The sequence below is a fragment of the Streptococcus sp. SCPM-O-B-23252 (M501) genome (assembly GCF_058200355.1).
Map to the genome: position 1 here is coordinate 598993 of NZ_JBYQGS010000001.1, position 24618 is coordinate 623610.

The following is a 24618-nucleotide window of genomic DNA, read 5'->3' on the forward strand; positions in this document are numbered from 1 at the left end:
CTATTTTTGTTGATTTTATGCTAAACTAGTAGAAGGGGGTTCCGCATATGATTAAGATTTTTGGGAAAATCCGATACCATTGGCAGCCTGATTTATCCATGCTAATTACCTATTGGTCTTTATCGGTTATACCCGTCTTTATTGGACTAGCTCTGATGTATGAGAGTTCCAGTATCCCGACGGTGGTACTCTTTTCATTCTTTCTCTTTATGGCCTTGCTGGCTGTAGGAGTGCATCGCTATTTTACCATATACGATGATGGGTTTTTACGGATTATCACGGCAAATCCATTAACTCCTATAAAAGTTCCGATTTCATCGATTGAAAAAGTGGAAGTTACAAAGAATTCCATCAAGTTGATTTTCAACGATGGATCAAGAAGTCGGACCTTCTGTATGCGTAAGTGGCCCAAAAAATACTTTATCAATGCCTTAGCCTTGAATGATCATTTTAAGGGTGAGATTGAGTTGACAGATAACTTTATCCATGTGGACTATTATCAACTCTACTATGCAGATAATGAAAAAAGCTCTTAATCTTTGATAAGAGCTCGGGTTGGACAATTTTTAACCGCTTCTTGGATAGAAGCATCGGTAGGAAATTCCTTTTCCAATCGTTCATCCTCAGAGGCGAACTTAACGATGCCATTATCGTGATAGTCAAAAATGTCCGAATATGTTTGGCAAAGGCCACATGCGATACAACGTTCAGGTATTAAGGTTATTTTCATATCTATATTGTAATGATTTTAACAGGAAAACACAAGGAGGAAGTTATGCCGAAAGAGCCATGGGAAGAAGAGATTTATGATGATGGAGAAGAAACATTGAAACGAACAAACAAATTGAATGGAATAAAAGCTGATCGCTTGTTAACCATCTTGGCGATTATTTTCTTTATTATTATTGTAGCGATGGTCTGCTTCTTAGTTTACCTTTCTACAGGTGGAAGCGATAAGAAGAAACAAATGAGCGGTTTCTACAATGGTGAAACAACAGTCGTTTCATCTAGTAGTGCAGCTCCTGTAGCAAAAAGTTCAGAAGCTTCAAGTGATGATGAGTCAGGAGAAGAGACTATCACAGTTCTTGCTGGTGAAGGAGAGGCAGCGATTGCGGCACGTGCTGGAATTTCGATCGCCCAATTGGAGCAATTGAATCCATCTCACATGTCTACTGGTTCCTGGTATGCGAATCCAGGTGATGTGGTCAAAATTCGATAAAGGATAGACTATGAAACAAATTCAAATCGCAATTGATGGTCCTGCATCCAGTGGGAAATCAACTGTTGCTAAGATTATTGCTAAAGATTTAGGCTACACTTATCTCGATACAGGTGCCATGTATCGTGCAGCGACCTATTTAGCTCTTCGTCATGATCTGACTGAAGAAGATGTTGACCAGTTGGTTGATCTACTGAACCAATATCCTGTCAGCTTTGGTCGCTCTGAAGACGGCCAGCAATTAGTCTTCGTAGCTGATGTCGATGTGACCCATCCAATTCGTGACAATGAAGTGACCAACAATGTCTCTTGGGTATCTGCCTTAGCTCCTGTCCGTGAGCGCTTGGTGGCCCAGCAACAACAGATTGCTGCTCAAGGTGGAATCGTCATGGACGGTCGTGATATTGGAACGGTTGTTTTACCAAATGCAGAATTGAAGATTTTCCTAGTGGCTTCTGTAGAAGAACGTGCAGAACGCCGCTATAAGGAAAATTTGAGCAAGGGCATTGAAACAGATTTAGAAGTATTGAAAAAAGAAATTGCTGAGCGGGACTATAAAGACAGTCACCGAGAGGTTTCGCCATTAAAACCAGCAGCAGATGCCATTCATTTTGATACGACTGGTGTCGGGATTGATCAAGTGGTTGCATTTATTGAAGAAAAAGCAAAAAAAATCCTTGACAATCCATCATAAACTTGATATCATATAAAAGTTGAGAAAAGCAGAAGTGAGAACTTCTCGCCTTGCGACTAACGTTGTCTGGCCCCTACGGATCAAGTTTCAGAAATGAAATATAATCATGTAGTGCGGGTTTGCGTTAGCAAGTCCGCTCTTGTTTTTCTCTAAAATAAAAAAAGAGGTGAAAACCATAGCAAAGCAAGACTTATTCATCAATGATGAAATTCGTGTACGTGAAGTTCGCTTAATCGGTCTTGAGGGCGAACAATTGGGAATCAAACCACTTGGTGAAGCGCAAGCACTTGCGGACGACGCTAATGTGGACTTGGTTCTCATTCAACCTCAAGCTAAACCTCCTGTTGCGAAAATTATGGACTACGGTAAGTTCAAATTTGAGTACCAGAAGAAACAAAAAGAACAACGCAAAAAACAAAGTGTTGTGACCGTGAAAGAAGTTCGTTTGAGCCCAGTTATTGACAAGGGTGATTTCGATACAAAACTTCGCAATGCTCGCAAGTTCCTTGAAAAAGGGAACAAAGTGAAGGTTTCCATTCGCTTTAAGGGTCGTATGATCACCCATAAAGAGATTGGGGCAAAAGTTTTAGCCGACTTCGCTGAAGCAACTCAAGATATTGCTATCATCGAACAACGTGCTAAAATGGATGGTCGTCAAATGTTCATGCAGTTGGCACCAGCAACTGACAAGAAATAATCTGTCAGAAAGTTAAAAAAAGGAGAAAATATCATGCCAAAACAAAAAACACATCGCGCATCAGCTAAACGTTTCAAACGTACAGGTTCTGGTGGACTTAAACGTTTCCGTGCTTACACTTCTCACCGTTTCCACGGAAAAACTAAGAAACAACGTCGTCATCTTCGTAAAGCATCTATGGTGCATTCAGGAGATTTCAAACGTATCAAAGCAATGCTTACTCGCTTGAAATAATCGCGTATTTGTAAGTAAAGAATTCTAGGAAATATTGGAGGAAATATAAATGGCACGTGTTAAAGGTGGCGTTGTATCACGCAAACGTCGTAAACGTATTCTTAAATTAGCTAAAGGTTACTATGGAGCTAAACACATCTTGTTCCGTACTGCAAAAGAACAAGTAATGAACTCTTACTACTATGCATACCGTGACCGTCGTCAAAAGAAACGTGATTTCCGCAAATTGTGGATCACACGTATCAATGCGGCAGCTCGTATGAACGGACTTTCATACTCACAATTGATGCATGGTTTGAAATTGGCTGAGATCGAAGTTAACCGTAAAATGCTTGCTGATTTGGCTGTTAACGATGCAGCAGCTTTCACAGCTCTTGCAGATGCAGCTAAAGCAAAACTTGGTAAATAATTAATAAAGAGATCCGCATGGATCTCTTTTTCTTTGAGTGAAGGAATCGGCTGTGACAGTGTTATCTTTTTTTCTTGCTGATTTCGTGCTATAATGAAAAAAATTTAGAATGTTTATGAAGGAGGACAAGACTGTGGGACATAAACGATTAGCCTGGGATGAGTATTTTGCAGCACAGGCTTTGTTAATATCAAATCGAGCAACTTGTAAGCGAGCCAAGGTGGGTGCTGTATTGGTCAAGGATCATAAGGTGGTTGCGACGGGTTACAATGGCTCTGTCTCTGGTACGGAGCATTGCTTGGATCATGACTGCCTCATGGTGGAGGGACACTGTGTTCGGACCCTCCATGCAGAGGTCAATGCGATTTTACAGGGAGCGGAACGAGGGATTCCCAAAGGTTTCACAGCTTATGTGACCCATTTCCCTTGCCTCAACTGTACCAAGCAGCTGCTTCAAGTAGGCTGCAAGCGGGTGGTTTATATCCATCAATACCGCATCGATGAGTATGCCGAGTATCTCTACCGTGAAAAAGAAGTAGAGCTAGTCCATCTTCCATTGGAAGTGGTCAAAGAAGCTATTGCAGAGGCAGACTTTATTTAAGAATGGCTTGTTGTCTCACTAGCTACAATTAAAAAGAAAGCTCGTTTTTGAGTTCATGCTTCACTGATTCGTCTAGAGGAAGGAGATTGTGATGAACCGTAAAATTTGCTACCCAATTCTCTTACTAGTCCAGGTTCTTGGAGCTCTTTTTCAAGTATTTATGCTCTTATCCGGAGAGCCTGGAAGCGGAGAGAATCCCCCTATTATCTGGTTGTCAATCCTTCAGATTCTTTTATGGCTACTTATTCAAGTCTTTCTCACAGTAAAAATCTGGAAAGACCGGGGGAAGCAGGAAGGGCTTCTTCTCTATGCTCTCTTCCTAGTTCTCAGCATCTTTTGGCCACAAGAGGTTCCTATTACTTTGTTTGGTACTGAGGTGGTGATGAGACTTTCTCAACTTCCAACCTTAGTTATTGTCCTGATAATGATCAATAAGTTGGAGTGGCCTCGTCTTCGTTCTTTGGTTGGTCAGGAAGGAACCTGGTATCCAATCGTTCCGTTGGTTTCCTTGGAGATCAGTATCTTACAATTGGTAGATCGGATTCCTGTTGTCCTACGCTTGTGGAATATACTGGATCATTCAAAATCTGACTTTTACTGGAGATTATTTGAAGGTGTGGACCAAGAAGTTCTGCTTGTCATCTTGTTGTCCAGTTTCCTCATCATTAAGAATCAGAAGGTCCTATTTGTGCTCAGTTGCCTTTATGCTTGTTACTATCTTCCTTCTGTCTTGATAGATCTCCTCGTTTTAAAGACGACTTCACTCATTCCTTTTTACCATTCTGTTATTTCTCTTTATCTGGTATATAGACAGAAGGAAAGTTTGCAGAAGCTCTTTGGGGCACGGTTAAGCGCCCTTTCGGACCAAGAAGGTGTTGCAAGTGGGGATGAAGAAGAGGTAGCTGAGCGGTTAGAAAGTCAAAGAGGTTCGGATGAAGTGAGCTCCGGAAATAAGGAATCTTCTTCCTTATTATCCGATTTACTTTCTTACCCAAAACGATACGGCTATCCTAATGTATTCGTCTTGATGAAAGAAAAATTAGTCATCGCTCCTCTTGTTATGTTATTTAGGAACCAATCGAGTGATAGAAGTGAAAGAGTAGTAACAAAGGGCTTAGTGGCTGGGCAAGAAAGGCCTACAGTGGAAGTGACAGTTGAGCAAGACAACAATAGCCAGCAGTCACTTGAGACATCCAGAGAGCCTGTTAACGGTGAATTAAGCAAGGAAGGAAATGCATCGTCTCTTTATTCTTATCTCTTTGCTCTTCCAAAATGGCTAGGTCTTGCTTATTATGGCTTGGGCATCGTCGGACTCATCTTGACCGGCCCTTTTGCCTTCATGATTTTTTATGCAACGAGTATCCATTTGATCTTATTTACCATAGGCTTTGCCTCAACCCAGTTCGCTTTGGCGATAGGATCTCGACTACTTTGGGCATCAGCATGTATTTTCTACGGTCTATCAGCTGTTTATGGCTTGCTGTGGCCACTACAGGTCCTCTCTTTCTGTTTAGCCATCGATGTCCTACTGGGTGCTTTCTTTTGGGTGAAACGACCAAAGGATACTAAGGAAAATAGTTTTTGATAAGAAAAAAGGCTCTATCATTGCGATAGAGTTTTTATTTGTTATTTCACTTCGCCACCTTCAACAACGAGGTCATCTGCTTTTGCAGCATCTCCATATGTTGGGTGAAGAGTTTTTTCATAAGCTTTGTGGAAGAAGTTTTCTTTTCCAAGCTTTTGAATGTCATCGTTAATGAAATCGAGGAGTTCTTTGTTTCCTTTTTGAACCGCTGGTGCGATCGTATCTGGATCACCAAGTGAAGTAATTCCAACTTCGTATCCTTTGTTTTCAAGAGCCCAAGCAAGGACTTCTGTGTTGTCTGTTGAGAAGGCATCGCCACGCCCATCTAGGAGAGCTTGATAGGCATCGCTGTATTGGTCATATTTTTGAAGTTTCACTTCTGGATGGTTCTTTTCAAAGTAGGTTTCAGCAGTAGTTCCCTTGGTTACGATCAAGGTTTTTCCTTCCAATTGTTTCACATCAGTGATGACCTTATCTTTAGGAGACACCACACCGAGTGAAACCTTCATGTAAGGAAGGGCAAAGTCTACTTGTTTCTTCCGCTCATCAGTAACGGTAAAGTTGGCTAATGTGATATCCACTTTATTGGAGATCAAGTATTCCGCACGGTTAGCTGCATCCACTGATACATATTTCGGTTTGACACCAAGGTCTTTAGCTAATTGGTTTCCTAGTTCGATATCGTAACCTTGGTAGGATCCATCATTATCAACATAACCAAAAGGTTTTTTGTCTCCAAAGACTGCGATACGAAGCTCGCCACTTTTCTTGATTTCTTCAATGGTACGTGCTTTAGAGCCGGTAGAAGAAGATGATGACTTGCTAGAGCCACATGCAGTGATAAAGAGCAAAGCGAGAGCGAAGGTAAAAAGAACTAAAATTGGTTTAATGAATTTCATAAAAATCTCCTTTATAGATATGAGCCAAATTGGCTAAAGTCAAATACATTTAAAAATTCTTGTGCTCGTTGGGTTTGTGGGTTGGTAAAGAAGGAGTGAGCACTTCCTTCTTCGGCAATTTTGCCCTGATCCAAGAAAATGATCCGATCAGCAATGGCTTGTGCGAACTGTAACTCGTGGGTCACCAGAATCATGGTCCGTCCTTCTTGGGCCAGGTCGTTGATGAGTTCTAGGACTTCCCGGACCATCTCAGGGTCTAGAGAGGCTGTCACTTCATCGAAGAGGATAATTTCTGGATGCATGAGGAGGGAGCGGACGATGGCTACCCGTTGCTTCTGTCCACCAGACAACTGCCTTGCGTAGCTATGTTTCTTCTCCAAGAGACCGACCCGTTCCAGTAACTCTTCTGCTTCCTTGATGACTTCCTCTTTAGCTCGTCCTTGAGCTTTTGTCGGACCTAGGATCAGGTTTTGGAGGACGTCTAAATGGGGGAAGAGTTCATAACTTTGGAAGACCATCCCAATCTTTTGGCGGACCAGGTGGAAGTCCTTTTGATTCTTGGTAATGGATTGACCATCCAAGAGGATATCGCCAGCTTGGATAGTTTCTAAGCCATTGATACATCGAAGGAGGGTACTCTTACCACAACCGGAAGGACCCAAGATCACTACGACCTCCCCTTTTTGAACCTTGAGGGAAAGCCCTTGGAGGATAGGAGTGTCTCCAAAGGATTTTTTTAGGTCCTTGATTTCTAAAATGGTTTCAGACATATTAATTCCTCCAGTGATTTTCTAACTGTCCTGCTAATTTGGAAATAGGGAAGCAGACAATAAAGTACAAGACTAAAATGGTTCCATAAATCCAAAAAGAAGTGGTTGGGATGGTCAGGCGGTTGCTATCAATGATTTGTTGGCCGACCTTGGTAACTTCTACAACTCCGATGAGGACCACTAAGGAGGTTGTCTTTATCATACGGGTAATCAAGTTAATAGCTTGTGGAAGCAATCGTCTGAGAACCTGTGGGATGATGATGTAGCGATATAGTTGGACCTTGCTTAATCCTAAGGCTTGTCCACTTTCAAACTGGTGTTTTGGAAGAGAAGTGATAGCCCCTCGGACTAAATCTCCCATCTCAGCTGTTCCCCAAAGGGTAAAGACGATAATAGCTGAACTTTCACCAGAAATGTTGATGTTGAAATTGCGGGCCAAACCGAAGTATACGATAAAGAGCAAGACCAACTGGGGCATGATCCGGATAAATTCCAGATAAAAGCGAGTGAGCAGACGAATGACTTTTGAATGAGAAGTCATCACGATTCCGAGTAAAGTTCCAAGGATCATGGATAGGAAGACAGAGATAATGGAAATCCCAATGGTCACGCCCAAGCCTTGGAGTATCCGAAGGAGATTATTTCCCTGAAAGAGTACTTGGATTCCCGAATCCTGCATGGCGTAATCTCCTTTCTATCCAACTAAAGAGAAGTGAAATCGGTAGTAAGAGAAGCAGATAGGCAATGACCAACATGGTCAGGGCGATGTCTGTCTCGTAATAGAGCCCGATCAAATCTTTTGCTACATACATGAGGTCAGCTAAAGCGACTACAGAGAATACAGAAGTCTCTTTAATCAGGAAAATGACATTGGCACTAAAGGAAGGCAGAGCCACTGCGGTTGCTTGTGGTAGGATCACATAGCGAAAGACCTGTCTGGGTGTTAGCCCAATGGAGAGACCGATTTCATGCTGGGTTTGACTGACTGCTTCTAGACCGCTTCGGAAGGACTCAGCCATATAGGAACCACCTAAAAAGATGAGACCAATGGTTGCACAGACTTCTGAAGAAAGGACGATACCTATCCTTGGTAAACCAAAGTAAAGGAAGAAGAGCTGAATCAAGAGCGGTGTATTTCGAGAAAGTTCGATGTAACAGCCAGCTAGTTGACTTAAAATCGGTAGATGATAATGTCGGATGATACTGACAATCAGTCCTAAAAGAAATGAACCTAAAATTCCCCATACAGCAATGTGTAAGGTCAAGAAAAAGGCCTGCTGGTAGAGTGGAAAATATTGTTCAACAATTGACCAATCCAAAAATGATTTCCTCCTCTCTAATGAGCAAGGAAAAAAGAAATGCTACCTTACTGATTAGAAAATAATACAGTCATTGTAACACGAAAAAAATCATTTGAATAATATGGATAATTTATCAAACTGATAGATAAAATTTATCACTCATCATAGCCGATGAAATGAATCATCAAATGCGGTATAATAGGTGTAAGAAACGCCAAATAACTTAAGCTTGTAAAAGAGGAGGAATACCGATGACTGACCAAGATCCAAAGTATCAATCAAACCAAGAGCATAATAATATACCTGAGGGGGCTGTTCAGTCACCAACGATGGAACAAGGTCCAGAAAAACAAGTTCAGCCACTAATGACGGATCAAGGCCAAGAAAAGCCAGTTCAGCCACCTATGATGGCACCAGGTGTAGAAAAACCTGCTCCTAATACAGGGCTTCTAACTTTTGTATTTTTCCTAAACATCGGCTATCTTGGACTGTTTATAGGCAGTGCTCTGATGGTAGGAGGATGGGCAATTGCCTTCCTATTCTTTTTGGGATTACATCTGATTTCTTATATTATTGCCACAGTCCTGCTTGGCATTGGAAGGATATTCGCCAGTAAGGAGATTCTATTTGTCTCTGTAGCTTTCTTTTTCATCTCCATGTTTTTGGCTGGTGATCCGGATTGGTTCCTATTTCGAATTCCATCTATCATTTCCACTATTCTTGTCTTAATAGGCACTTTGCTATTGTAAGGATTAGAGTTGGATAGCAGTTAAGTTCAAAAGATATAGTTTCAAACTATATCTTTTTCTTTTAATAAAAAAAGGAATACTTGTGCAAAATCGTGTTATAATAGTTAGGTTATATGGTCCCGATAAGGTGGTAGAAAGCATCTACCAGTTCTTTGTAACTCTATAACGATTATTTTTTAAGGGGGGACATTTTTATGTCAGAACGTAAATTATTCACGTCTGAATCAGTATCTGAGGGGCATCCAGATAAGATTGCAGACCAAATTTCAGATGCTATTTTGGATGCTATTATAGAGCAAGATCCAGAAGCACACGTGGCTGCAGAAACAGCTGTTTATACTGGTTCCGTTCATGTCTTTGGAGAGATTTCAACGACTGCTTATGTGGATATCAACCGTGTGGTTCGTGATACCATTGCAGAGATCGGCTATACCAATACTGAGTATGGTTTCTCAGCGGAGACGGTGGGAGTTCACCCATCACTTGTTGAACAGTCACCTGATATCGCTCAAGGGGTTAATGAAGCCTTGGAAGTTCGTGGGAATGCGGATCAAGATCCACTTGACTTGATTGGAGCTGGTGACCAAGGTCTCATGTTTGGTTTTGCGGTGGATGAGACAGAAGAACTCATGCCATTACCAATTTCACTCAGCCACAAGTTGGTTCGTCGTTTGGCAGAGCTACGTAAGTCGGGTGAAATTAGCTACCTTCGACCAGATGCCAAATCGCAAGTTACGGTTGAGTATGATGAAAATGACCAGCCAGTGCGCGTGGATACGGTCGTTATTTCAACCCAACACGATCCAGAAGTAAGCAATGAACAAATTCATGAAGATGTGATTAACAAGGTCATCAAAGAAGTGATTCCAGCTTCTTATCTAGATGAGGAGACTAAATTCTTCATCAATCCAACTGGTCGCTTTGTTATTGGTGGGCCTCAAGGGGACTCCGGTTTGACAGGTCGTAAGATCATCGTGGATACTTATGGTGGTTATTCACGTCACGGTGGTGGTGCCTTCTCTGGTAAAGATGCCACTAAGGTAGACCGTTCTGCTTCTTATGCAGCTCGCTACATTGCCAAAAACATCGTAGCGGCAGGTCTTGCTAAGAAAGCAGAAGTGCAATTGGCTTATGCCATTGGGGTTGCTCAACCTGTCTCTGTTCGTATTGATACCTTCGGTACTGGAACAGTCGCTGAAAGCAAATTAGAAGCAGCAGCTCGTCAAATCTTTGACCTTCGTCCAGCAGGAATTATCCAAATGCTGGATCTCAAACGTCCAATCTACCGTCAAACAGCGGCTTATGGACATATGGGACGTACTGATATCGATCTACCATGGGAACGTTTGGACAAGGTAGAAGCCTTGAAAGAAGCAGTTAACTAATGAGATAGAAAGGAGGCTGGGACAAAAGTCCTAGCCTCTCAATTATCTTTGGATTGTCGAGCAAGACGCAGTGGTTGAGTGGGCTCTACTACGCTGATTTCATCAGCTTTAACGGCCCTACTCAACTGTGCGGAGGTGGGACGGCGAAATCGAATTCTAACGAATTACCGATTTCTGTCCCACTATCTTTTTATGAAATTAATCTACAAATGTAAACAAAATGATTGACAAGCAAAATGGAAGGTGTATAATGAAACTACAAATGTAAATCAATTGTTCTTGATGAGAGCTAGAAAGGTAAAAGAATGGCAAAGATTTCAAGTGCGGAATGGGAAGTCATGAGAGTTCTCTGGACCAAGGGGGGAGCGACTTCTACTGAAATAACCAAGATTCTCTCCACCAAGCAGGACTGGTCAGCTTCGACGGTGAAAACCCTCTTGGGACGGTTAGCAGATAAGGGCTATTTGACAAGCCGAAGAGAAGGTCGGACCTATTTGTATCAGGCCATCCTCAATGAAGAAGAGGCAAATTTTACAGCTGTCAATGAAGTTTTAAGTAAGATCTGCTTGACCAAGCATGGTCACATATTAGAACGATTAATCCAGCAAACTCCTATGACCGAGGAGCAAATGAAGGGGTTGCAAGACCTCCTGGCTTCGAAAGTGAGCGTGGAGCGGGTTCAATGTGATTGCCAACCTGGCCAGTGTCACTGTGCCAGTCATGTGGAGGAAGAGATATGAAAGAAGAAACTTTTGTTGTCAATGGGATGACCTGTGCATCCTGTGTCATCAATGTTGAGAAAGCTGTCAACCATCTGGACGGTGTTGAAAAAGCGACAGTGAACCTAACCACTGAAAAAATGACGGTTGAATATCAGGGGAAACCTTTGAGTCCAGAGGCTATTTCAAAAGCGGTAGCGGATGCCGGTTATGAGGCAGTAGTATACAATCCAGATACAGCTAAGAGCCAAGAAGAGCGAGAAGGTGACAAGCTACAATTGATCCGAAAACGCCTCTTTTGGTCTTCCGTCTTCACCCTGCCTCTCTTTTATCTAGCAATGGGGCCCATGATTGGCCTACCGGCACCTGCATTTGTTTCACCTGATCAAGCACCAGTGGTTTATACTCTTGTTCTTTTGGCCTTGACCATCCCTGTGATGGTTTTCGGTCGAGCCTTTTATCAAAATGGCTTCCGAACCCTTCTAAAAGGCCATCCCAATATGGATGCTTTGGTGGCTTTAGCGACTAGTGCAGCCTTTCTTTATAGTCTTTATGGGACTTATCACATTTTGCTTGGCCACCATCATCACGTGCACCAGCTTTATTTTGAATCTGTAGCCGTGATCCTGACCCTAATTACTTTGGGTAAGTATTTTGAAACGCTATCAAAAGGGCGTACTTCTCAAGCCATCAAAAAGCTCATGCATCTGGCGGCTAAAGAGGCAACAGTCCTACGTGATGGAAAGGAAGTGAAACTACCTGTAGAAGACTTGGTCGTTGGAGATCAGATCCTGGTCAAACCAGGTGAAAAAATAGCCGTTGATGGGCATGTGGTTTCCGGACAATCAGCCATTGATGAAAGCATGCTGACGGGTGAATCTATCCCCATCCAAAAAACGGAAGGCAGTCCAGTTTACGCTGGTTCCATTAATGGACAAGGTAGTTTGGTTTATCGGGCTGAGAAAGTTGGTCGGGATACCTTACTAGCACAAATCATTCAGCTGGTGGAAGATGCCCAACAAACCAAAGCACCGATTGCCAAGATTGCGGATCAAGTGGCAGGGGTCTTTGTCCCAGTAGTCATGGGGATTGCCCTCTTATCAGGCCTCTTTTGGTACTTCATCATGGGTGAGACCTTCACCTTTGCTATGACGGTAACAATTAGTGTCTTGGTCATTGCCTGTCCATGTGCCCTAGGCTTGGCGACTCCGACAGCCATTATGGTGGGCACAGGCTTAGGGGCAGAGCATGGAATCCTCTACAAGAGGGGGGATGTCCTTGAGTTAGCTCACCAAGCGCAAGTCTTGGTCTTCGATAAAACGGGGACCATCACTCAAGGTAAACCTCAGTTGTCTTCTTCCTATACCTATGGTCAAACGAACCATGCCTTACAAGTCCTAGCTTCTCTGGAAGCCAAGTCCGAACATCCACTAGGACAAGCTATTTTGGATGCTGCGAAAGAAGAGCATATAGACTTATTAGAGATGGAAAACTTCTCTAGTCTAACAGGAAGGGGCCTCATTGCTAACTATGGTGGGAAGGTTTATCTGGCTGGGAATCAAACGCTCATGGATGAGGAAGGAATCGATATTCATCTTGCCAAGGCTGACTTGGAGGACTTAACTCAGGATGGACAAACCCCGATTTTCTTAGCTGAAGATGGACAACTCTTGGCCCTATTTGGGGTAGCAGACCGGATTAAGGAAGATAGTTTAGAAATGGTTGCTAGCCTGGAAAAAATGGGCAAGGAGGTCATCATGCTGACTGGGGATAATGAACGGACTGCTCGAGCGATTGCCAAGAAGGCTGGAATCCAGCAGATCATCAGTCAAGTCCTTCCTCAAGAAAAATCACGGGTGATCCAAGATTTGCAAGCAGAAGGCAAGTCTGTGATCATGGTGGGAGATGGAATCAACGATGCACCAGCTCTTGCAACTGCGGATATCGGGATTGCCATGGGATCTGGGACAGATATCGCTATGGAAAGTGCCGATATCGTCGTCATGAAACCGCAATTGATGGATGTCGTCCGAGCCTTGGAAATTAGTCGTTACACGATTAAGACCATCAAGGAAAACTTGTTCTGGGCCTTTATCTACAATGTTTTAGCCATTCCGGTGGCGATGGGGCTTCTCTATCTCTTTGGTGGCCCGCTCTTAAACCCGATGTTAGCAGGTCTAGCCATGAGTTTTAGTTCAGTATCGGTTGTACTGAATGCTCTAAGATTAAAGAGAAAAAAATTGTAAGAACTAGGAGAAAAATTACCTCCTCGAGTAAAAGAAAGGAAAATAATTATGTCAAAAACATATGAAATTACTGGAATGAAATGCCAAGGATGTGCCAATGCTGTCACTGAAAAACTATCTGCTGTAAAAGGTGTAGAAGAAGTAAAAGTTGATTTAGAGAAAAAACAAGTAACTATTGAAGGGAAACCTTGGAAATGGTCCTTGAGTCGAGCTTTAAAAGGAACTAAATATGAATTAGGAAATGAAGTGAAATAAACTCAGAAAAGGCGGTCCGAAAAGGGCTGCCTTTTTTTTAAAAAAACAACAAGAGAACACATAAATAAAATAGGCTTGCAACTAAAAATATAAAAAAATAGTAAAACATATAGTTGAGGTTTTCTAAGGATTGGATTGACCGATCAAAGGATAAGAAGTAGTGGAAAATGAAGCGTTTTTGTGATATAATAGATGCGGTAATTTTTTACCGAATGATTGAAAGAGCTTATACAAATTTACATGAAAAAAATTATAATTAATGGTGGTCGCCCTTTAAAAGGTGAGGTGACCATTAGTGGTGCAAAAAATAGCGTGGTGGCCCTCATTCCAGCAACTATTTTAGCAGACGAAATTGTGACCCTTGATGGTGTTCCAGATATTTCAGATGTGGCTAGCTTGATTGACATCATGACCCTCATGGGGGCAAAGGTGGAGCGAGATGGGGAGACTCTTATTATCGATCCACGTGGTGTACAAGATATGCCAATGCCATTTGGAAAGATCAACAGTCTTCGCGCTTCTTACTATTTCTACGGAAGTCTTTTGGGACGTTATGGCCAGGCAACTGTCGGTCTACCAGGTGGATGTGATCTAGGTCCACGTCCCATTGATCTGCATTTGAAAGCCTTTGAGGCGATGGGTGCTAAGATGACTATGGATGGTTCGAGTATGAACCTTTCCACAAATGGACAGCGTCTTCGTGGCGCAGCTATCTATATGGATACGGTTAGCGTTGGAGCAACTATTAATACCATTCTAGCAGCTGTTAAAGCGGAAGGTCGTACCGTTATTGAAAATGCTGCTCGTGAACCTGAAATCATTGACGTCGTGACCCTTCTCAATAATATGGGAGCACACATTCGTGGTGCGGGTACAGATATCATTACCATTGAAGGAGTGGACTATCTCCACGGGACGCGTCACCAAGTGATCCCCGATCGCATCGAAGCAGGGACTTATATCGCTCTTGCTGCTGCTGTGGGAGAAGGGATTCAAATTACGAATGTCCTCTACGAACACCTAGAAAGCTTTATCGCTAAGTTGGAAGAAATGGGCGTTCGGATGACGATTTCTGAGGATAGTGTGTTTGTTGAAAAGCAAGAAAATCTGAAAGCTGTTCACATTAAAACCTCTCCTTACCCTGGCTTTGCAACGGATTTGCAACAACCCTTGACTCCTTTGCTCTTGACCGCTAATGGAAAGGGAAGCATCGTAGATACCATTTATCAAAAGCGGGTCAACCATGTGGCTGAATTGATGCGCATGGGAGCGACCATTGAAACAGTTGGTGATCGCATTGTTTACCAAGGACCAAACCAATTAACAGGAGCTCCAGTTAAGGCGACAGACCTGCGTGCAGGGGCTGCCTTGGTGATTGCCGGTTTGATGGCTCAGGGTAGAACGGAAATTACCAATATTGAGTTTATCCTTCGTGGCTATTCGCATATTATTGAAAAATTGCAACAATTGGGAGCTGACATCGAGCTGATTGATGAAGCATAACGAACGATTTTTATGAACATTTGGACGCAACTAGCAGCATTTTCATGTTTTGAAACAGAGCGCCTCTTCTTGAGGCCCTTTCTATATAGTGATGCCGCTGACTTTTATACCATATCCTCCAATCCAGAGAATTTGCCTTTTATTTTCCCAGCACAAACGTCCCTAGAGGAATGCCAGTATGTTTTGGCGAATTATTTTCTAAAGAATCCTTTAGGAATATGGGCGATTTGTGACAAGGGAACAGACCGTGTGATTGGATCGATTAAGTTTGAAAAATTGGATGAAATTAAGAAAGAAGCTGAACTTGGTTATTTCTTACACAAGGATTATTGGGGCAAAGGCCTCATGACAGAGGTTGTCAAAGAAATTACCTTCTTGTCCTTCCAGGAATTTCATCTCAAACAAGTCCGAATCATTACCCATGTTGAAAATATTGCCAGTCAACAGGTGGCTTTACATGCCGGTTATAGTTTGAAACGGCAATTCAAGGGAAGTGACCGCTATACCCGAAAGATGCGGGATTATTACGAGTTCTGCATAGATAGAGGAGATCTCAATGAGTAAACACCAAGCGATCTTAGATTATTTGGAGAAACTACCGATTGGCAAACGTGTCAGTGTGAGAAGTATCTCGAATTATTTGCAGGTGAGTGATGGGACCGCTTATCGGGCGATTAAAGAAGCTGAAAATCGTGGAATTGTTGAAACGAGACCTCGTAGTGGGACAGTTCGTGTCAAGTCCAAAAAGGCTGTCCTAGAACATCTGACTTTCCGAGAGATTGTAGAAATTACCGGTTCGGAAGTCTTGGCAGGAAAAGAAGGGCTGGAACGAGAGTTCAACAAGTTTTATATCGGGGCCATGACAGAAGAGCATATTTTAGATTATGTCTCTGAAGGTGGACTCCTCATTGTGGGAGACCGGACCAATATCCAACGTCTCGCCCTCCAACACGACAATGCTGTTCTTGTAACCGGTGGCTTTGACGTCGATCCTTCTATTTTGGAACTGGGTCGCAGTGGTCAAACTCCTATCTTACGTACCAAGCATGATACCTATACCGTGGCGACCATGATCAACCGTGCTCTCGCCAACATGCAAATTAAAACGGATATTTTAACGGTCGAACAAGTCTATTCGCCCATGCATGAATACGGTTTTTTGCGGGAAACAGATACCGTACGAGATTATTTGGACTTGGTAAGAAAAAGCCGGTTTAGTCGTTTTCCTGTAGTCAATCAACACCAGATGGTTGTTGGAGTGGTGACCATGCGAGATGCAGGAGACAAGACGCCCCAGACAACTCTGGACAAGGTCATGTCCCGTAGCGTCTTTACGACAAACCTATCCTCTAGTATCGCCAATGTCAGTCAACGCATGATTGCAGAAGATTTTGAGATGATCCCTGTTATTCGCAGCAATCAGACCCTATTAGGGGTTATTACTCGTCGTGCGGTCATGGACCGGATGAGCAAGGAGCAATTGTCGGGCTTGCCAACCTTTAGTGAACAAATCAGTCAAAAAGTAGTTTTGCAAGCCAATCATTTTGAATTGACGGTTGAACCAAGTATGTTAGAAAAGAGTGGTGTTCTCTCGAATGGTGTTCTCACTGAAGTTCTAACAACAGTCACTCGCCAGCTCATGATGAATTCTGGAAAAAATTTAATTATCGAACAGCTCTTGGTCTATTACCTCCAAGCTGTTCAAGTGGACGATACCTTGCGGATTGAAACGCGTATTGTCCGACAGACTAGACGATCGGCTATTATAGATTTTGATTTGTATTTGAATTTACAGTTAGTTACGAAGGCCACCGTCACTTTGAAAATTAATTAGAATGGAAGTAGGAAATAGATGATTACATTGAAATCACAGCGTGAAATCGAAGCCATGGACCGTGCAGGAGACTTTCTTGCTAGTATCCATATTGGCCTTCGGGATTTGATCAAACCAGGTCTCGATCTTTGGGAAGTAGAAGAGTATGTTCGACGTCGCTGTAAAGAAGCCAATGTCTTGCCCCTTCAGATCGGTGTAGAAGGAAGTTTGATGGACTATCCCTATGCGACATGTTGTGGGATCAATGATGAAGTGGCTCACGCCTTTCCTCGTCACTATGTCTTAAAAGACGGTGACCTCTTAAAGGTGGATATGGTCTTGTCTGAACCCTTAGACAAGTCTGTTGTTGATGTCTCAAAATTAGACTTTGATAATGTTGCACAGGTGAAAAAGTTTACAGAAAACTACTCTGGTGGTTTGGCTGATTCTTGTTGGGCCTATGCAGTTGGTAATGTTTCCCAAGAGGTCAAAGATCTCATGGATGTCACCAAAGAATGCCTCTATAAGGGGATTGAACAAGCGGTTGTCGGAAATCGTCTGGGTGATATTGGAGCAGCGATTCAAGAATATGCTGAAAGCAAAGGCTATGGTGTAGTACGAGATTTGGTCGGTCACGGTGTAGGACCAACCATGCATGAAGAACCAATGGTACCCCACTACGGACGTGCAGGACGTGGCTTGCGCTTACGTGAAGGGATGGTCTTGACTATTGAACCGATGATTAATACCGGAACTTGGGAGATTGATACAGATATGAAGACAGGTTGGGCCCACAAAACCCTTGACGGTGGACTTTCTTGTCAGTACGAACATCAGTTTGTTATTACGAAAGATGGACCGGTTATTTTGACCAGTCAAGGCGAAGAAGGAACCTATTAAAACAAGTAGAGAGGAAAGAATGGAGCTGAAGATAAATAACGGTTTCGCTCTTTTCTCTTTTTATGACTTTGTTTAGGGGAGGATAGATATGAAAAAGTTTCTAAAATGGCTAGGCCAACGACCGTTTATTAAGGGGTTCTTGCGCTTTTATATGGCCTCTGAATCGGACATCACAAGTATAGCAGTGGCCTATTATTTATTGATTTCCATTCTCCCTTTATTGTTGATTGCAGCCAATATCCTTCCTTACTTCCAGATTCGTCCGACTCAGATTTTGCTAACCTTGCGTGAAGTATTACCTGCCTCCATGTACCGCATTGTCTTGCAAGTTATTTCATCGGTGCTTACCAAGCCGTCTACTGGTTTGCTTAGTTTCTCCATCATTTCGGCTTTATGGGTCTCCTCACAGTGTATCGCTTACCTGCAGAGAGCCTTCAATAAAAGTTATGGAGTGGAGAAGGAGAGGGGGATTATCTGGGCGAGAATCTTCAGTATTTTGATTAGTTTTGCTCTGCAAGGTCTGTTTGGTCTATCTTTGGTTCTTACTATGTTTGGCCGGATGATTATTCGTTCCGTCTATGAAATTTTCAAGTTTGATGAAAGTATCTACCTTCGCCTCTTAAATATTTCAGGACCTTCGGTTTACTTCCTGCTCTTTTTAACCTTGCTCTTGCTCTATTACACTCTTCCCAATATCAAAATTCCTAAGTTTCGCTATGTCTTTCCAGGAGCCATCTTTGTGACAGCAGTCCTTTATTTGACCTTGAATATTTTCTGGAAATATGTTGATCACTACATTACGAGTTTCCTAGATGCTCGTTTCTTCGGGTCAGTCCTTTTAGCGGTCATTATGTTCTGGTTTATCCTGGTAGCTAAAGTATTGATTATTGGCTGTATCTTAAATGCTAGTATTCAATATGCCATTGAAGCGAGATTTGAAACAAAAGACGGGGATGTGGTAGCCAAGTACAAGTCATCTAAAGTAGCTTTTCACCAAAAAGAGGCGTCATTCAAGCGTCGTTTCCATCTTAAAAACTTGAGAAAAAATCAGGAGTGATGTTAAAGAATAAAATAGGAACAAGCCGGTTTTCAGCCGGCTTTTTGTTTTATGTTTATTTAGTTGCATTTGCAATAAAAATGTGATAGACTCCTTATAAAGGAAAGGAGGAGCAGATGAAGGTTCTAAGAGAGATTGGCATCATAGCCCGAGCCTTAGATTCGATTGCCAATATTGAGTTCCGAGACTTGGAACTGGCAAGAGGCCAATACTTATATTTAGTACGGATTGGGGAGCAACCAGGAATTATTCAAGAGGAGTTATCCGATTTATTAAAAGTGGACCGCTCAACAGTAGCCCGCTCTGTTAAAAAATTAGCTGATAAAGGATTTATCCGAGAATTAACTGATCCTTCCAATCAAAAGATAAAAAAATGGATCCTGACGGAAAAGGGTCAAGCACTTTATCCTTTTATCCTTGCTGAGCATACTTATTCTGAAAAGACTGCCTTAAAAGGTTTTTCAAAGGCAGAAATCCTTCAATTAGAAGAATGGCTTGCTAAAATGAGAGAAAACGTAGCAGCGGATTGGGAGCTAGTGAAAAAAGGTCAAAAAAGAAACTATAGTGAGGAAAAGAAATGAAATTTACAGTAGATCAAGAGTTTTGGGACTTATTTCCCCAAGCACAAGTAGTGGTGATGACAGTAGAAGGTATCGACAATCATGTTGATGAGAGCAAGGATCCATATTTTAAGGATTTGCTCGACAAGGGAGTCGCACGATCAAAAGAATATATTGATGAAGATCAGTTCACTGCTAGTCCAGTCGTTCAGGAATGGCGTCAGGCATTTACAAAATTTAAGACCAAAAAAGGAGCTCGTTCGTCAATCGAAGCATTACTGAAACGTGTATCGCAAGGACGGGAGTTTTATCCCATTAATCCTTTGGTTGATCTCTACAATAGTGTTTCGCTAGCCTATGCTATCCCCTGTGGTGGTGAGGATATGGAAAAGTTAGCTGGAGGCTTATCCTTAGGAAAAGCTAAGGGGGGAGAGCCATTCTTTCCACTAGGAGCGGAGGAAGATGCTCCGGCTTTGCCGGAAGAGATCATTTATTATGATCAAGAAGGTGCTGTTTGCCGTTGTTTAAACTGGCGGGAAGCCCAAAGAACCATGCTGACAGAAGAAACGCGACAGGCTATTCTTGTGATGGAGGCAGTGACTGAAGAGCAAGCAGAACGGGCCAAAGAAGCGATGGATGAATTAAAAGGCTTGGTCAAGGAGTATTTTGGTGTGGAAGGAAAAATCTCTTATTTGAGCGCCCAAGAAGCTAGTCTGGAAGTATAAAAAATACCGTCAGAGCCATAAGAGTTCTGACGGTTTTTCTGTGTATAATGAGATGTCACTTCTTATTTCGGAAGACAAATAGTTTACTGAAAACATAATTCAAAATGACAATCATAAATTGGGCGGCAAAGGTTTCGATGGTATTGATAGCCGTCCGATTCATATTGACAAACTGACCAATGATTTGTGGATACTGGGTCACAAAGATGGTAGTCATCAGGAGGTCCAGCACGAGTGTCCCCATTCTAGCAAAAGAGAAGACAATTAACCGTTTCAACCAGCCTTTTCTTTCTTGTTTAAAGACAATGGTATCGTTGGTAGCAAAGGCAAAAAGTATTCCTGCAATATTTCCAATCAAGGTAGCTAGTTGTTCCTGGTCTGTCAGTTGGAAAACAATTAGCCGAGTAGCAACAGAAACAATCGTTGTAGCAACACCAAAGATCAGGTAGGCTAAGATTTCATTATCAAAGATTCGATTAAGTAGTTTTTTCATACAATTAGTCTATCATAATTTCCTTATTTATGCTATACTTATAAAGTTGATTTGTTGCTTTGAAATCTATTAGTTTGGGTCATCGGCAAAGATCAACCCTTGGTGCTTAGCTTCTTTCACCAAGCATATTAGACGCGGTAAAACCGCTAAAGGAGAAAACGATGAAAAACTATACTGTTCGTGACTTGGCACAGATTGCCCTAGTTGCAGCTCTCTATGTGGCCTTGACCATTACGCCCCCATTGAATGCCATCGGAAGCAATGAGATCCAATTCCGTGTTTCTGAAATGCTCAACTTCATGGCTTTCTACAATCGAAAATACATTTGGTCTGTTACCATTGGGTGTATGATTTCTAACTTCATGAGTTACGGAATTGTCGATTTGATCGTTGGTGGTGGATCTACCTTGGTCTTCGTAACACTTGGGGTTTACTTATTTAAACGATTTGAAAAGGAAGAGCTCTTTAATGGATGGATTCGCAAGGATCATTTCTTATTTTCAATTTTCTTTGCCCTCTCTATGTTCACGATTGCCTTAGAATTGCATATTATAAACGAAACACCATTCTTCTTGAATTGGTTGACTACTGGTTTGGGTGAATTTGCTTCTCTGATTGTCGGAGCGATTCTGATCAAAAGAATTTCAAATCATATTGATTTAACTCAATAAATTAAGAGTCTGAAGCCTTGCTTCAGGCTTTTTTTTGCTCATTGAAGTAGGATTTCGGACGGGTAGTAAAAAAATGCTTTTTTTTCTAGTGGGAAGTAGTCAGACAGGGCACAGTAAAGCGTTTTTATGGTAAAATAGAAGTATGGAAACCAGAATAAAAGAGTTAGTAAATCTACTCAACCAATATGCGGAAGAATATTATACCAAAGATGCTCCCTCGGTATCTGATCAAGAATATGATCGTCTATACCGAGAACTTGTAGAATTAGAAGAAGCCTATCCAGAACTGATCCAAGCGAATAGCCCAACACACCGAGTAGGAGGGACGATTCTAACAGGATTTGAAAAATACCAGCATACTTACCCGCTTTATAGCTTGCAGGACGCCTTTTCTTATGAAGAATTGGTGGCCTTTGACCAACGGGTTCGAAAGGAATTTCCATCTGTCACCTATGTATGTGAGTTAAAAATAGATGGTCTATCTATTTCACTTTCTTATGTGGATGGCGTCCTCGAAACAGGTGCTACGCGGGGGGATGGGAGTGTTGGAGAAAATATTACCGAGAACCTCAAGCGAGTTCGCGATATTCCTCTAGTTTTACCGGAACCTCTTACATTAACCGTTCGCGGAGAATGTTATATGCCCCGTGCGTCTTTTGATGCTGTAAATTTGTCCCGTCAAGAAAATGGGGAAGCAGAGTTTGCGAATCCTCGAAATGCTGCAGCCGGTACTCTAAGACAGTTGGATACGAAGATTGTTGCGGAGCGCAGGCTCGCGACCTTCCTCTATCAGGAAGCTAGTCCTACTGACCAAGCGACCCAAGAGAAGGTATTAGCCAAATTAAACGGACTCGGTTTTGTCGTCAATCCTCATCACAAGACAGCGATTAGTATCGAGCAAGTTTGGACCTATATTCAAGAAGTGGCAGCCATGCGAGACCAGCTTCCTTATGATATCGACGGGGTCGTGATTAAAGTAAATGATCTAGCTGTTCAAGAAGAACTTGGTTTTACCGTCAAGGCTCCCAAATGGGCAGTGGCTTACAAATTCCCAGCTGAGGAGAAGGAAGCAAAACTCTTGTCAGTTGATTGGACAGTCGGTCGGACTGGAGTGGTGACACCAACGGCTAATTTGACGCCAGTTCAGTTAGCAGGGACGACTGTTAGTCGTGCTACTCTCCATAATGTAGATTACATTGCTGAGAAAGATATCCGCAAGGACGATACGGTTATTGTTTATAAGGCCGGGGACATTATTCCAGCTGTCTTGCGTGTTGTCATGGATAAGCGCGTATCGGAAGAGAGATTAGAGATTCCGAGTCACTGTCCGAGTTGCGAGAGCGAGCTCCTTCATTTTGAAGATGAAGTGGCCTTGCGTTGTATCAACCCCCGTTGTCCTGCTCAAATCAAGGAAGGCCTAGCTCACTTTGCTAGCCGAGATGCCATGAACATTACTGGCTTGGGGCCAGCAGTGGTTGAAAAACTGTTTGCTAAAGAACTGGTTCAAGATGTAGCAGGTATTTATCGCCTGACTGTGGATGATCTCTTACAATTGGATGGATTTAAAGAAAAATCTGCCCAGAAATTAGTAGATGCTATCCAGACATCGAAGGGGAATTCTGCTGAAAAACTATTATTTGGTCTGGGAATTCGTCATGTGGGAAGTAAGGCTAGCCAGCTCTTGCTCCAGGAATTCCATTCCATTCCAGCTATAGCAGATGCAGAGGTTGAAAAGATTGCGGCGATAGACAGTTTAGGAATGGTGGTTGCTGAAAGTCTCAAGCGTTATTTTGCCCAAAAAGGCTCTCAACTTCTTTTAGAAGAGCTTAAGGATGCTGGGGTAAACTTAGACTACCTTGGACAAAAGGTTGCAGCAGATGCACCATTGTCTGGTAAAACAGTTGTCTTAACCGGTAAACTGGAACGTCTGACACGTTCGGAAGCTAAGGCTAAATTAGAAGCCTTAGGGGCTAAAGTCACAGGCTCCGTATCCAAGAAAACAGACCTATTAGTTGCAGGTAGCGATGCGGGAAGTAAATTAAGCAAAGCGCAGGAATTATCGATTGAAATACAGGATGAAGCCTGGCTTGAAAGTTTATAGAGGCATGTATGGAAAATAAGATTAAAAAAGCACGAGTGATATATAATCCGACTTCTGGTCAGGAAATCATTAAAAAGAACATCGCAGAAGTCTTGGATGTGTTAGAGGATGTAGGCTACGAAACAAGTGCCTATCAGACCACTCCTGAGCCCTTATCAGCCCAGTTAGAAGCAGAGCGAGCTGCAAAAGCCGGTTTTGATTTGATCGTTGCTGCTGGAGGAGATGGAACCATTAATGAGGTGGTCAATGGGGTTGCTAGCCTTGAACATCGTCCAAAAATGGCTTTTATACCTACTGGTACAACCAATGATTACGCACGTGCTCTGAAGATTCCGATGGGAGACCCAGTCGCAGCTGCACGGATCATTGAGAAGAACCAAACTATTCAAATGGACATTGGCCGTGCTTACGGAAGTAAATATTTTATCAATATTGCTGCCGCAGGAACCTTGTCCGAATTAACCTTTAGCGTTCCAAGTGAAGTGAAATCACGCTATGGCTACTTTGCTTATGTGGCCGAAGCTGTGAAAAAATTTCCTAAAAATAAAACCCGCAAGGTACGGATTGAACACGACAATGGGGTCTATGTTGGACCAGTTTCGCTTGTCTTCGTGGCTTTGACCAATTCAATCGGTGGTTTTGAAAGTGTGGCACCAGATGCTAAACTTGATGATGGGAACTTTACCTTGATCTTAGTCAAAACAGCTAAATTATTTGAAATGCTGTCTCTCATTATGCAAGCTGTAAATGGTGGGAAACACGTTAATGATTCAAATATTGAATACCTCAAGACCTCTAAATTAAAAATTGAAGTTTTGGATCAGAAAGAAGAGTTCAAGATTAATTTAGATGGCGAATACGGCGGAGATACACCGGTAGAACTGGAAGTTTTCCACAATCACTTAGAATTTTTTGCCAACATCGATGAAATTAATGACGATGCTCTGGTCCGTTCAGAATATAAATCAGAAGAATAATGGAGAATCATTGCTGAGAGTGGGTAATGCCAGTTTCTTCATACATAGTTAATTA

Annotated in this window: 29 protein-coding genes, 1 riboswitch and 1 other annotated feature; of the genes, 23 read left to right on the forward strand and 6 right to left on the reverse strand. The window is 42.4% G+C overall.

What is annotated here, in order from left to right:
* The first annotated feature begins 47 nt into the window (after window positions 1-47).
* Complete coding sequence (locus tag AC3E6G_RS02945; RefSeq protein ID WP_048688043.1) at window positions 48-536, forward strand: EbsA family protein; 489 nt, start codon at window positions 48-50, stop codon at window positions 534-536.
* Here the strand turns inward: AC3E6G_RS02945 and AC3E6G_RS02950 are convergent.
* Window positions 533-730, reverse strand: coding sequence for a ferredoxin (locus tag AC3E6G_RS02950; RefSeq protein ID WP_006596042.1), 198 nt, complete (start codon window positions 728-730; stop codon window positions 533-535). The two genes, AC3E6G_RS02945 and AC3E6G_RS02950, sit on opposite strands and share 4 nt — an antisense overlap.
* 45 nt (window positions 731-775) lie before the next feature.
* On the opposite strand from AC3E6G_RS02950, the gene AC3E6G_RS02955 reads away from it, so the two are divergent.
* The 7 genes from AC3E6G_RS02955 to AC3E6G_RS02985 all read left to right on the forward strand — a co-directional run bounded on the left by AC3E6G_RS02955 (window position 776) and on the right by AC3E6G_RS02985 (window position 5439).
* Window positions 776-1219, forward strand: coding sequence for an SAG1386/EF1546 family surface-associated protein (locus AC3E6G_RS02955; protein ID WP_048688049.1), 444 nt, complete (start codon window positions 776-778; stop codon window positions 1217-1219).
* A 10-nt stretch (window positions 1220-1229) separates the two neighbouring features.
* Window positions 1230-1913 carry a (d)CMP kinase gene (cmk, locus tag AC3E6G_RS02960; protein ID WP_061564101.1) on the forward strand — a complete coding sequence of 228 codons (684 nt, stop codon included), beginning with the start codon at window positions 1230-1232 and terminating at the stop codon, window positions 1911-1913.
* A gap of 20 nt (window positions 1914-1933) precedes the next feature.
* Window positions 1934-2064, forward strand: a sequence feature (ribosomal protein L20 leader region).
* A gap of 15 nt (window positions 2065-2079) precedes the next feature.
* Window positions 2080-2610, forward strand: coding sequence for a translation initiation factor IF-3 (gene infC, locus AC3E6G_RS02965; RefSeq protein WP_006597373.1), 531 nt, complete (start codon window positions 2080-2082; stop codon window positions 2608-2610).
* A 33-nt stretch (window positions 2611-2643) separates the two neighbouring features.
* Entirely contained in the window at window positions 2644-2844 is a 201-nt protein-coding gene (gene rpmI, locus AC3E6G_RS02970; protein WP_001125942.1) for a 50S ribosomal protein L35, read from the forward strand.
* A 49-nt stretch (window positions 2845-2893) separates the two neighbouring features.
* Window positions 2894-3253: a 50S ribosomal protein L20 gene (gene rplT, locus AC3E6G_RS02975; RefSeq protein ID WP_000124834.1), complete on the forward strand. Its 360-nt coding sequence runs from the start codon at window positions 2894-2896 to the stop codon at window positions 3251-3253.
* Window positions 3254-3386: 133 nt separating this feature from the next.
* Window positions 3387-3854: a deoxycytidylate deaminase gene (locus AC3E6G_RS02980; RefSeq protein ID WP_023023644.1), complete on the forward strand. Its 468-nt coding sequence runs from the start codon at window positions 3387-3389 to the stop codon at window positions 3852-3854.
* A 91-nt stretch (window positions 3855-3945) separates the two neighbouring features.
* Window positions 3946-5439, forward strand: a complete 1494-nt coding sequence (locus AC3E6G_RS02985; protein ID WP_490700429.1) for a hypothetical protein — start codon at window positions 3946-3948, stop codon at window positions 5437-5439.
* Between the two features lie 41 nt (window positions 5440-5480).
* Here the strand turns inward: AC3E6G_RS02985 and AC3E6G_RS02990 are convergent, their stop codons facing one another.
* Genes AC3E6G_RS02990 through AC3E6G_RS03005 form a run of 4 tightly spaced genes read right to left on the reverse strand, consistent with a single transcriptional unit; the run spans window position 5481 to window position 8427 of the window.
* Window positions 5481-6338, reverse strand: coding sequence for a cysteine ABC transporter substrate-binding protein (locus AC3E6G_RS02990; protein WP_006596048.1), 858 nt, complete (start codon window positions 6336-6338; stop codon window positions 5481-5483).
* An 11-nt stretch (window positions 6339-6349) separates the two neighbouring features.
* The gene (locus AC3E6G_RS02995) at window positions 6350-7108 is read right to left on the reverse strand and encodes an amino acid ABC transporter ATP-binding protein (protein ID WP_129269452.1); all 759 of its coding nucleotides are present in this window, start codon (window positions 7106-7108) and stop codon (window positions 6350-6352) included.
* A 1-nt stretch (window position 7109) separates the two neighbouring features.
* Window positions 7110-7787, reverse strand: a complete 678-nt coding sequence (locus AC3E6G_RS03000; RefSeq protein ID WP_490700430.1) for an amino acid ABC transporter permease — start codon at window positions 7785-7787, stop codon at window positions 7110-7112.
* Window positions 7747-8427 (reverse strand): amino acid ABC transporter permease, encoded by a 681-nt coding sequence (locus AC3E6G_RS03005; RefSeq protein WP_048688074.1) that lies wholly within the window; start codon window positions 8425-8427, stop codon window positions 7747-7749. The genes AC3E6G_RS03000 and AC3E6G_RS03005 overlap by 41 nt, the downstream gene beginning before the upstream one ends.
* Window positions 8428-8660: 233 nt before the next feature.
* Here AC3E6G_RS03005 and AC3E6G_RS03010 point away from each other — a divergent pair, with 233 nt between their 5' ends.
* The 12 genes from AC3E6G_RS03010 (at window position 8661) to AC3E6G_RS03065 (ending at window position 20321) form a co-directional block, all read left to right on the forward strand.
* Window positions 8661-9158: a hypothetical protein gene (locus AC3E6G_RS03010; protein WP_490700431.1), complete on the forward strand. Its 498-nt coding sequence runs from the start codon at window positions 8661-8663 to the stop codon at window positions 9156-9158.
* Between the two features lie 194 nt (window positions 9159-9352).
* Entirely contained in the window at window positions 9353-10543 is a 1191-nt protein-coding gene (gene metK, locus AC3E6G_RS03015) for a methionine adenosyltransferase (RefSeq protein WP_490700432.1), read from the forward strand.
* 305 nt (window positions 10544-10848) lie between these two features.
* Entirely contained in the window at window positions 10849-11283 is a 435-nt protein-coding gene (locus AC3E6G_RS03020) for a CopY/TcrY family copper transport repressor (protein ID WP_490700433.1), read from the forward strand.
* Entirely contained in the window at window positions 11280-13508 is a 2229-nt protein-coding gene (locus AC3E6G_RS03025) for a heavy metal translocating P-type ATPase (protein WP_490700434.1), read from the forward strand. The genes AC3E6G_RS03020 and AC3E6G_RS03025 overlap by 4 nt, the downstream gene beginning before the upstream one ends.
* Before the next feature lie 48 nt (window positions 13509-13556).
* Window positions 13557-13763 carry a copper chaperone CopZ gene (copZ, locus tag AC3E6G_RS03030; RefSeq protein ID WP_490700435.1) on the forward strand — a complete coding sequence of 69 codons (207 nt, stop codon included), beginning with the start codon at window positions 13557-13559 and terminating at the stop codon, window positions 13761-13763.
* 240 nt (window positions 13764-14003) lie between these two features.
* Complete coding sequence (murA, locus tag AC3E6G_RS03035) at window positions 14004-15266, forward strand: UDP-N-acetylglucosamine 1-carboxyvinyltransferase (protein WP_061564092.1); 1263 nt, start codon at window positions 14004-14006, stop codon at window positions 15264-15266.
* 12 nt (window positions 15267-15278) lie between these two features.
* Window positions 15279-15830: a GNAT family N-acetyltransferase gene (locus tag AC3E6G_RS03040; RefSeq protein ID WP_490700436.1), complete on the forward strand. Its 552-nt coding sequence runs from the start codon at window positions 15279-15281 to the stop codon at window positions 15828-15830.
* The gene (gene spxR, locus AC3E6G_RS03045) at window positions 15823-17100 is read left to right on the forward strand and encodes a CBS-HotDog domain-containing transcription factor SpxR (protein WP_006596063.1); all 1278 of its coding nucleotides are present in this window, start codon (window positions 15823-15825) and stop codon (window positions 17098-17100) included. Before AC3E6G_RS03040 ends, spxR begins: the two co-directional genes overlap by 8 nt.
* An 18-nt stretch (window positions 17101-17118) precedes the next feature.
* Window positions 17119-17979 (forward strand): methionyl aminopeptidase, encoded by an 861-nt coding sequence (locus tag AC3E6G_RS03050; protein WP_490700437.1) that lies wholly within the window; start codon window positions 17119-17121, stop codon window positions 17977-17979.
* Window positions 17980-18067: 88 nt separating this feature from the next.
* Window positions 18068-19036 (forward strand): YihY/virulence factor BrkB family protein, encoded by a 969-nt coding sequence (locus AC3E6G_RS03055; RefSeq protein WP_048789125.1) that lies wholly within the window; start codon window positions 18068-18070, stop codon window positions 19034-19036.
* A gap of 116 nt (window positions 19037-19152) precedes the next feature.
* Entirely contained in the window at window positions 19153-19617 is a 465-nt protein-coding gene (locus AC3E6G_RS03060; RefSeq protein ID WP_490700438.1) for a MarR family winged helix-turn-helix transcriptional regulator, read from the forward strand.
* Window positions 19614-20321, forward strand: a complete 708-nt coding sequence (locus tag AC3E6G_RS03065; protein ID WP_285338489.1) for a B3/B4 domain-containing protein — start codon at window positions 19614-19616, stop codon at window positions 20319-20321. The genes AC3E6G_RS03060 and AC3E6G_RS03065 overlap by 4 nt, the downstream gene beginning before the upstream one ends.
* A 55-nt stretch (window positions 20322-20376) precedes the next feature.
* Here the strand turns inward: AC3E6G_RS03065 and AC3E6G_RS03070 are convergent, their stop codons facing one another.
* Window positions 20377-20814 carry a GtrA family protein gene (locus AC3E6G_RS03070; RefSeq protein WP_048688108.1) on the reverse strand — a complete coding sequence of 146 codons (438 nt, stop codon included), beginning with the start codon at window positions 20812-20814 and terminating at the stop codon, window positions 20377-20379.
* A gap of 28 nt (window positions 20815-20842) precedes the next feature.
* Window positions 20843-20978, forward strand: a riboswitch (PreQ1 riboswitch).
* On the opposite strand from AC3E6G_RS03070, the gene AC3E6G_RS03075 reads away from it, so the two are divergent.
* The 3 genes from AC3E6G_RS03075 (at window position 20976) to AC3E6G_RS03085 (ending at window position 24563) form a co-directional block, all read left to right on the forward strand.
* Window positions 20976-21485: a QueT transporter family protein gene (locus AC3E6G_RS03075; protein ID WP_125330041.1), complete on the forward strand. Its 510-nt coding sequence runs from the start codon at window positions 20976-20978 to the stop codon at window positions 21483-21485. (Overlaps the previous riboswitch by 3 nt.)
* Window positions 21486-21627: 142 nt before the next feature.
* Window positions 21628-23586 (forward strand): NAD-dependent DNA ligase LigA, encoded by a 1959-nt coding sequence (ligA, locus tag AC3E6G_RS03080; protein WP_285338490.1) that lies wholly within the window; start codon window positions 21628-21630, stop codon window positions 23584-23586.
* A gap of 8 nt (window positions 23587-23594) precedes the next feature.
* Window positions 23595-24563, forward strand: a complete 969-nt coding sequence (locus AC3E6G_RS03085) for a diacylglycerol kinase family lipid kinase (RefSeq protein ID WP_125336048.1) — start codon at window positions 23595-23597, stop codon at window positions 24561-24563.
* The last annotated feature ends 55 nt before the right edge of the window (window positions 24564-24618 follow it).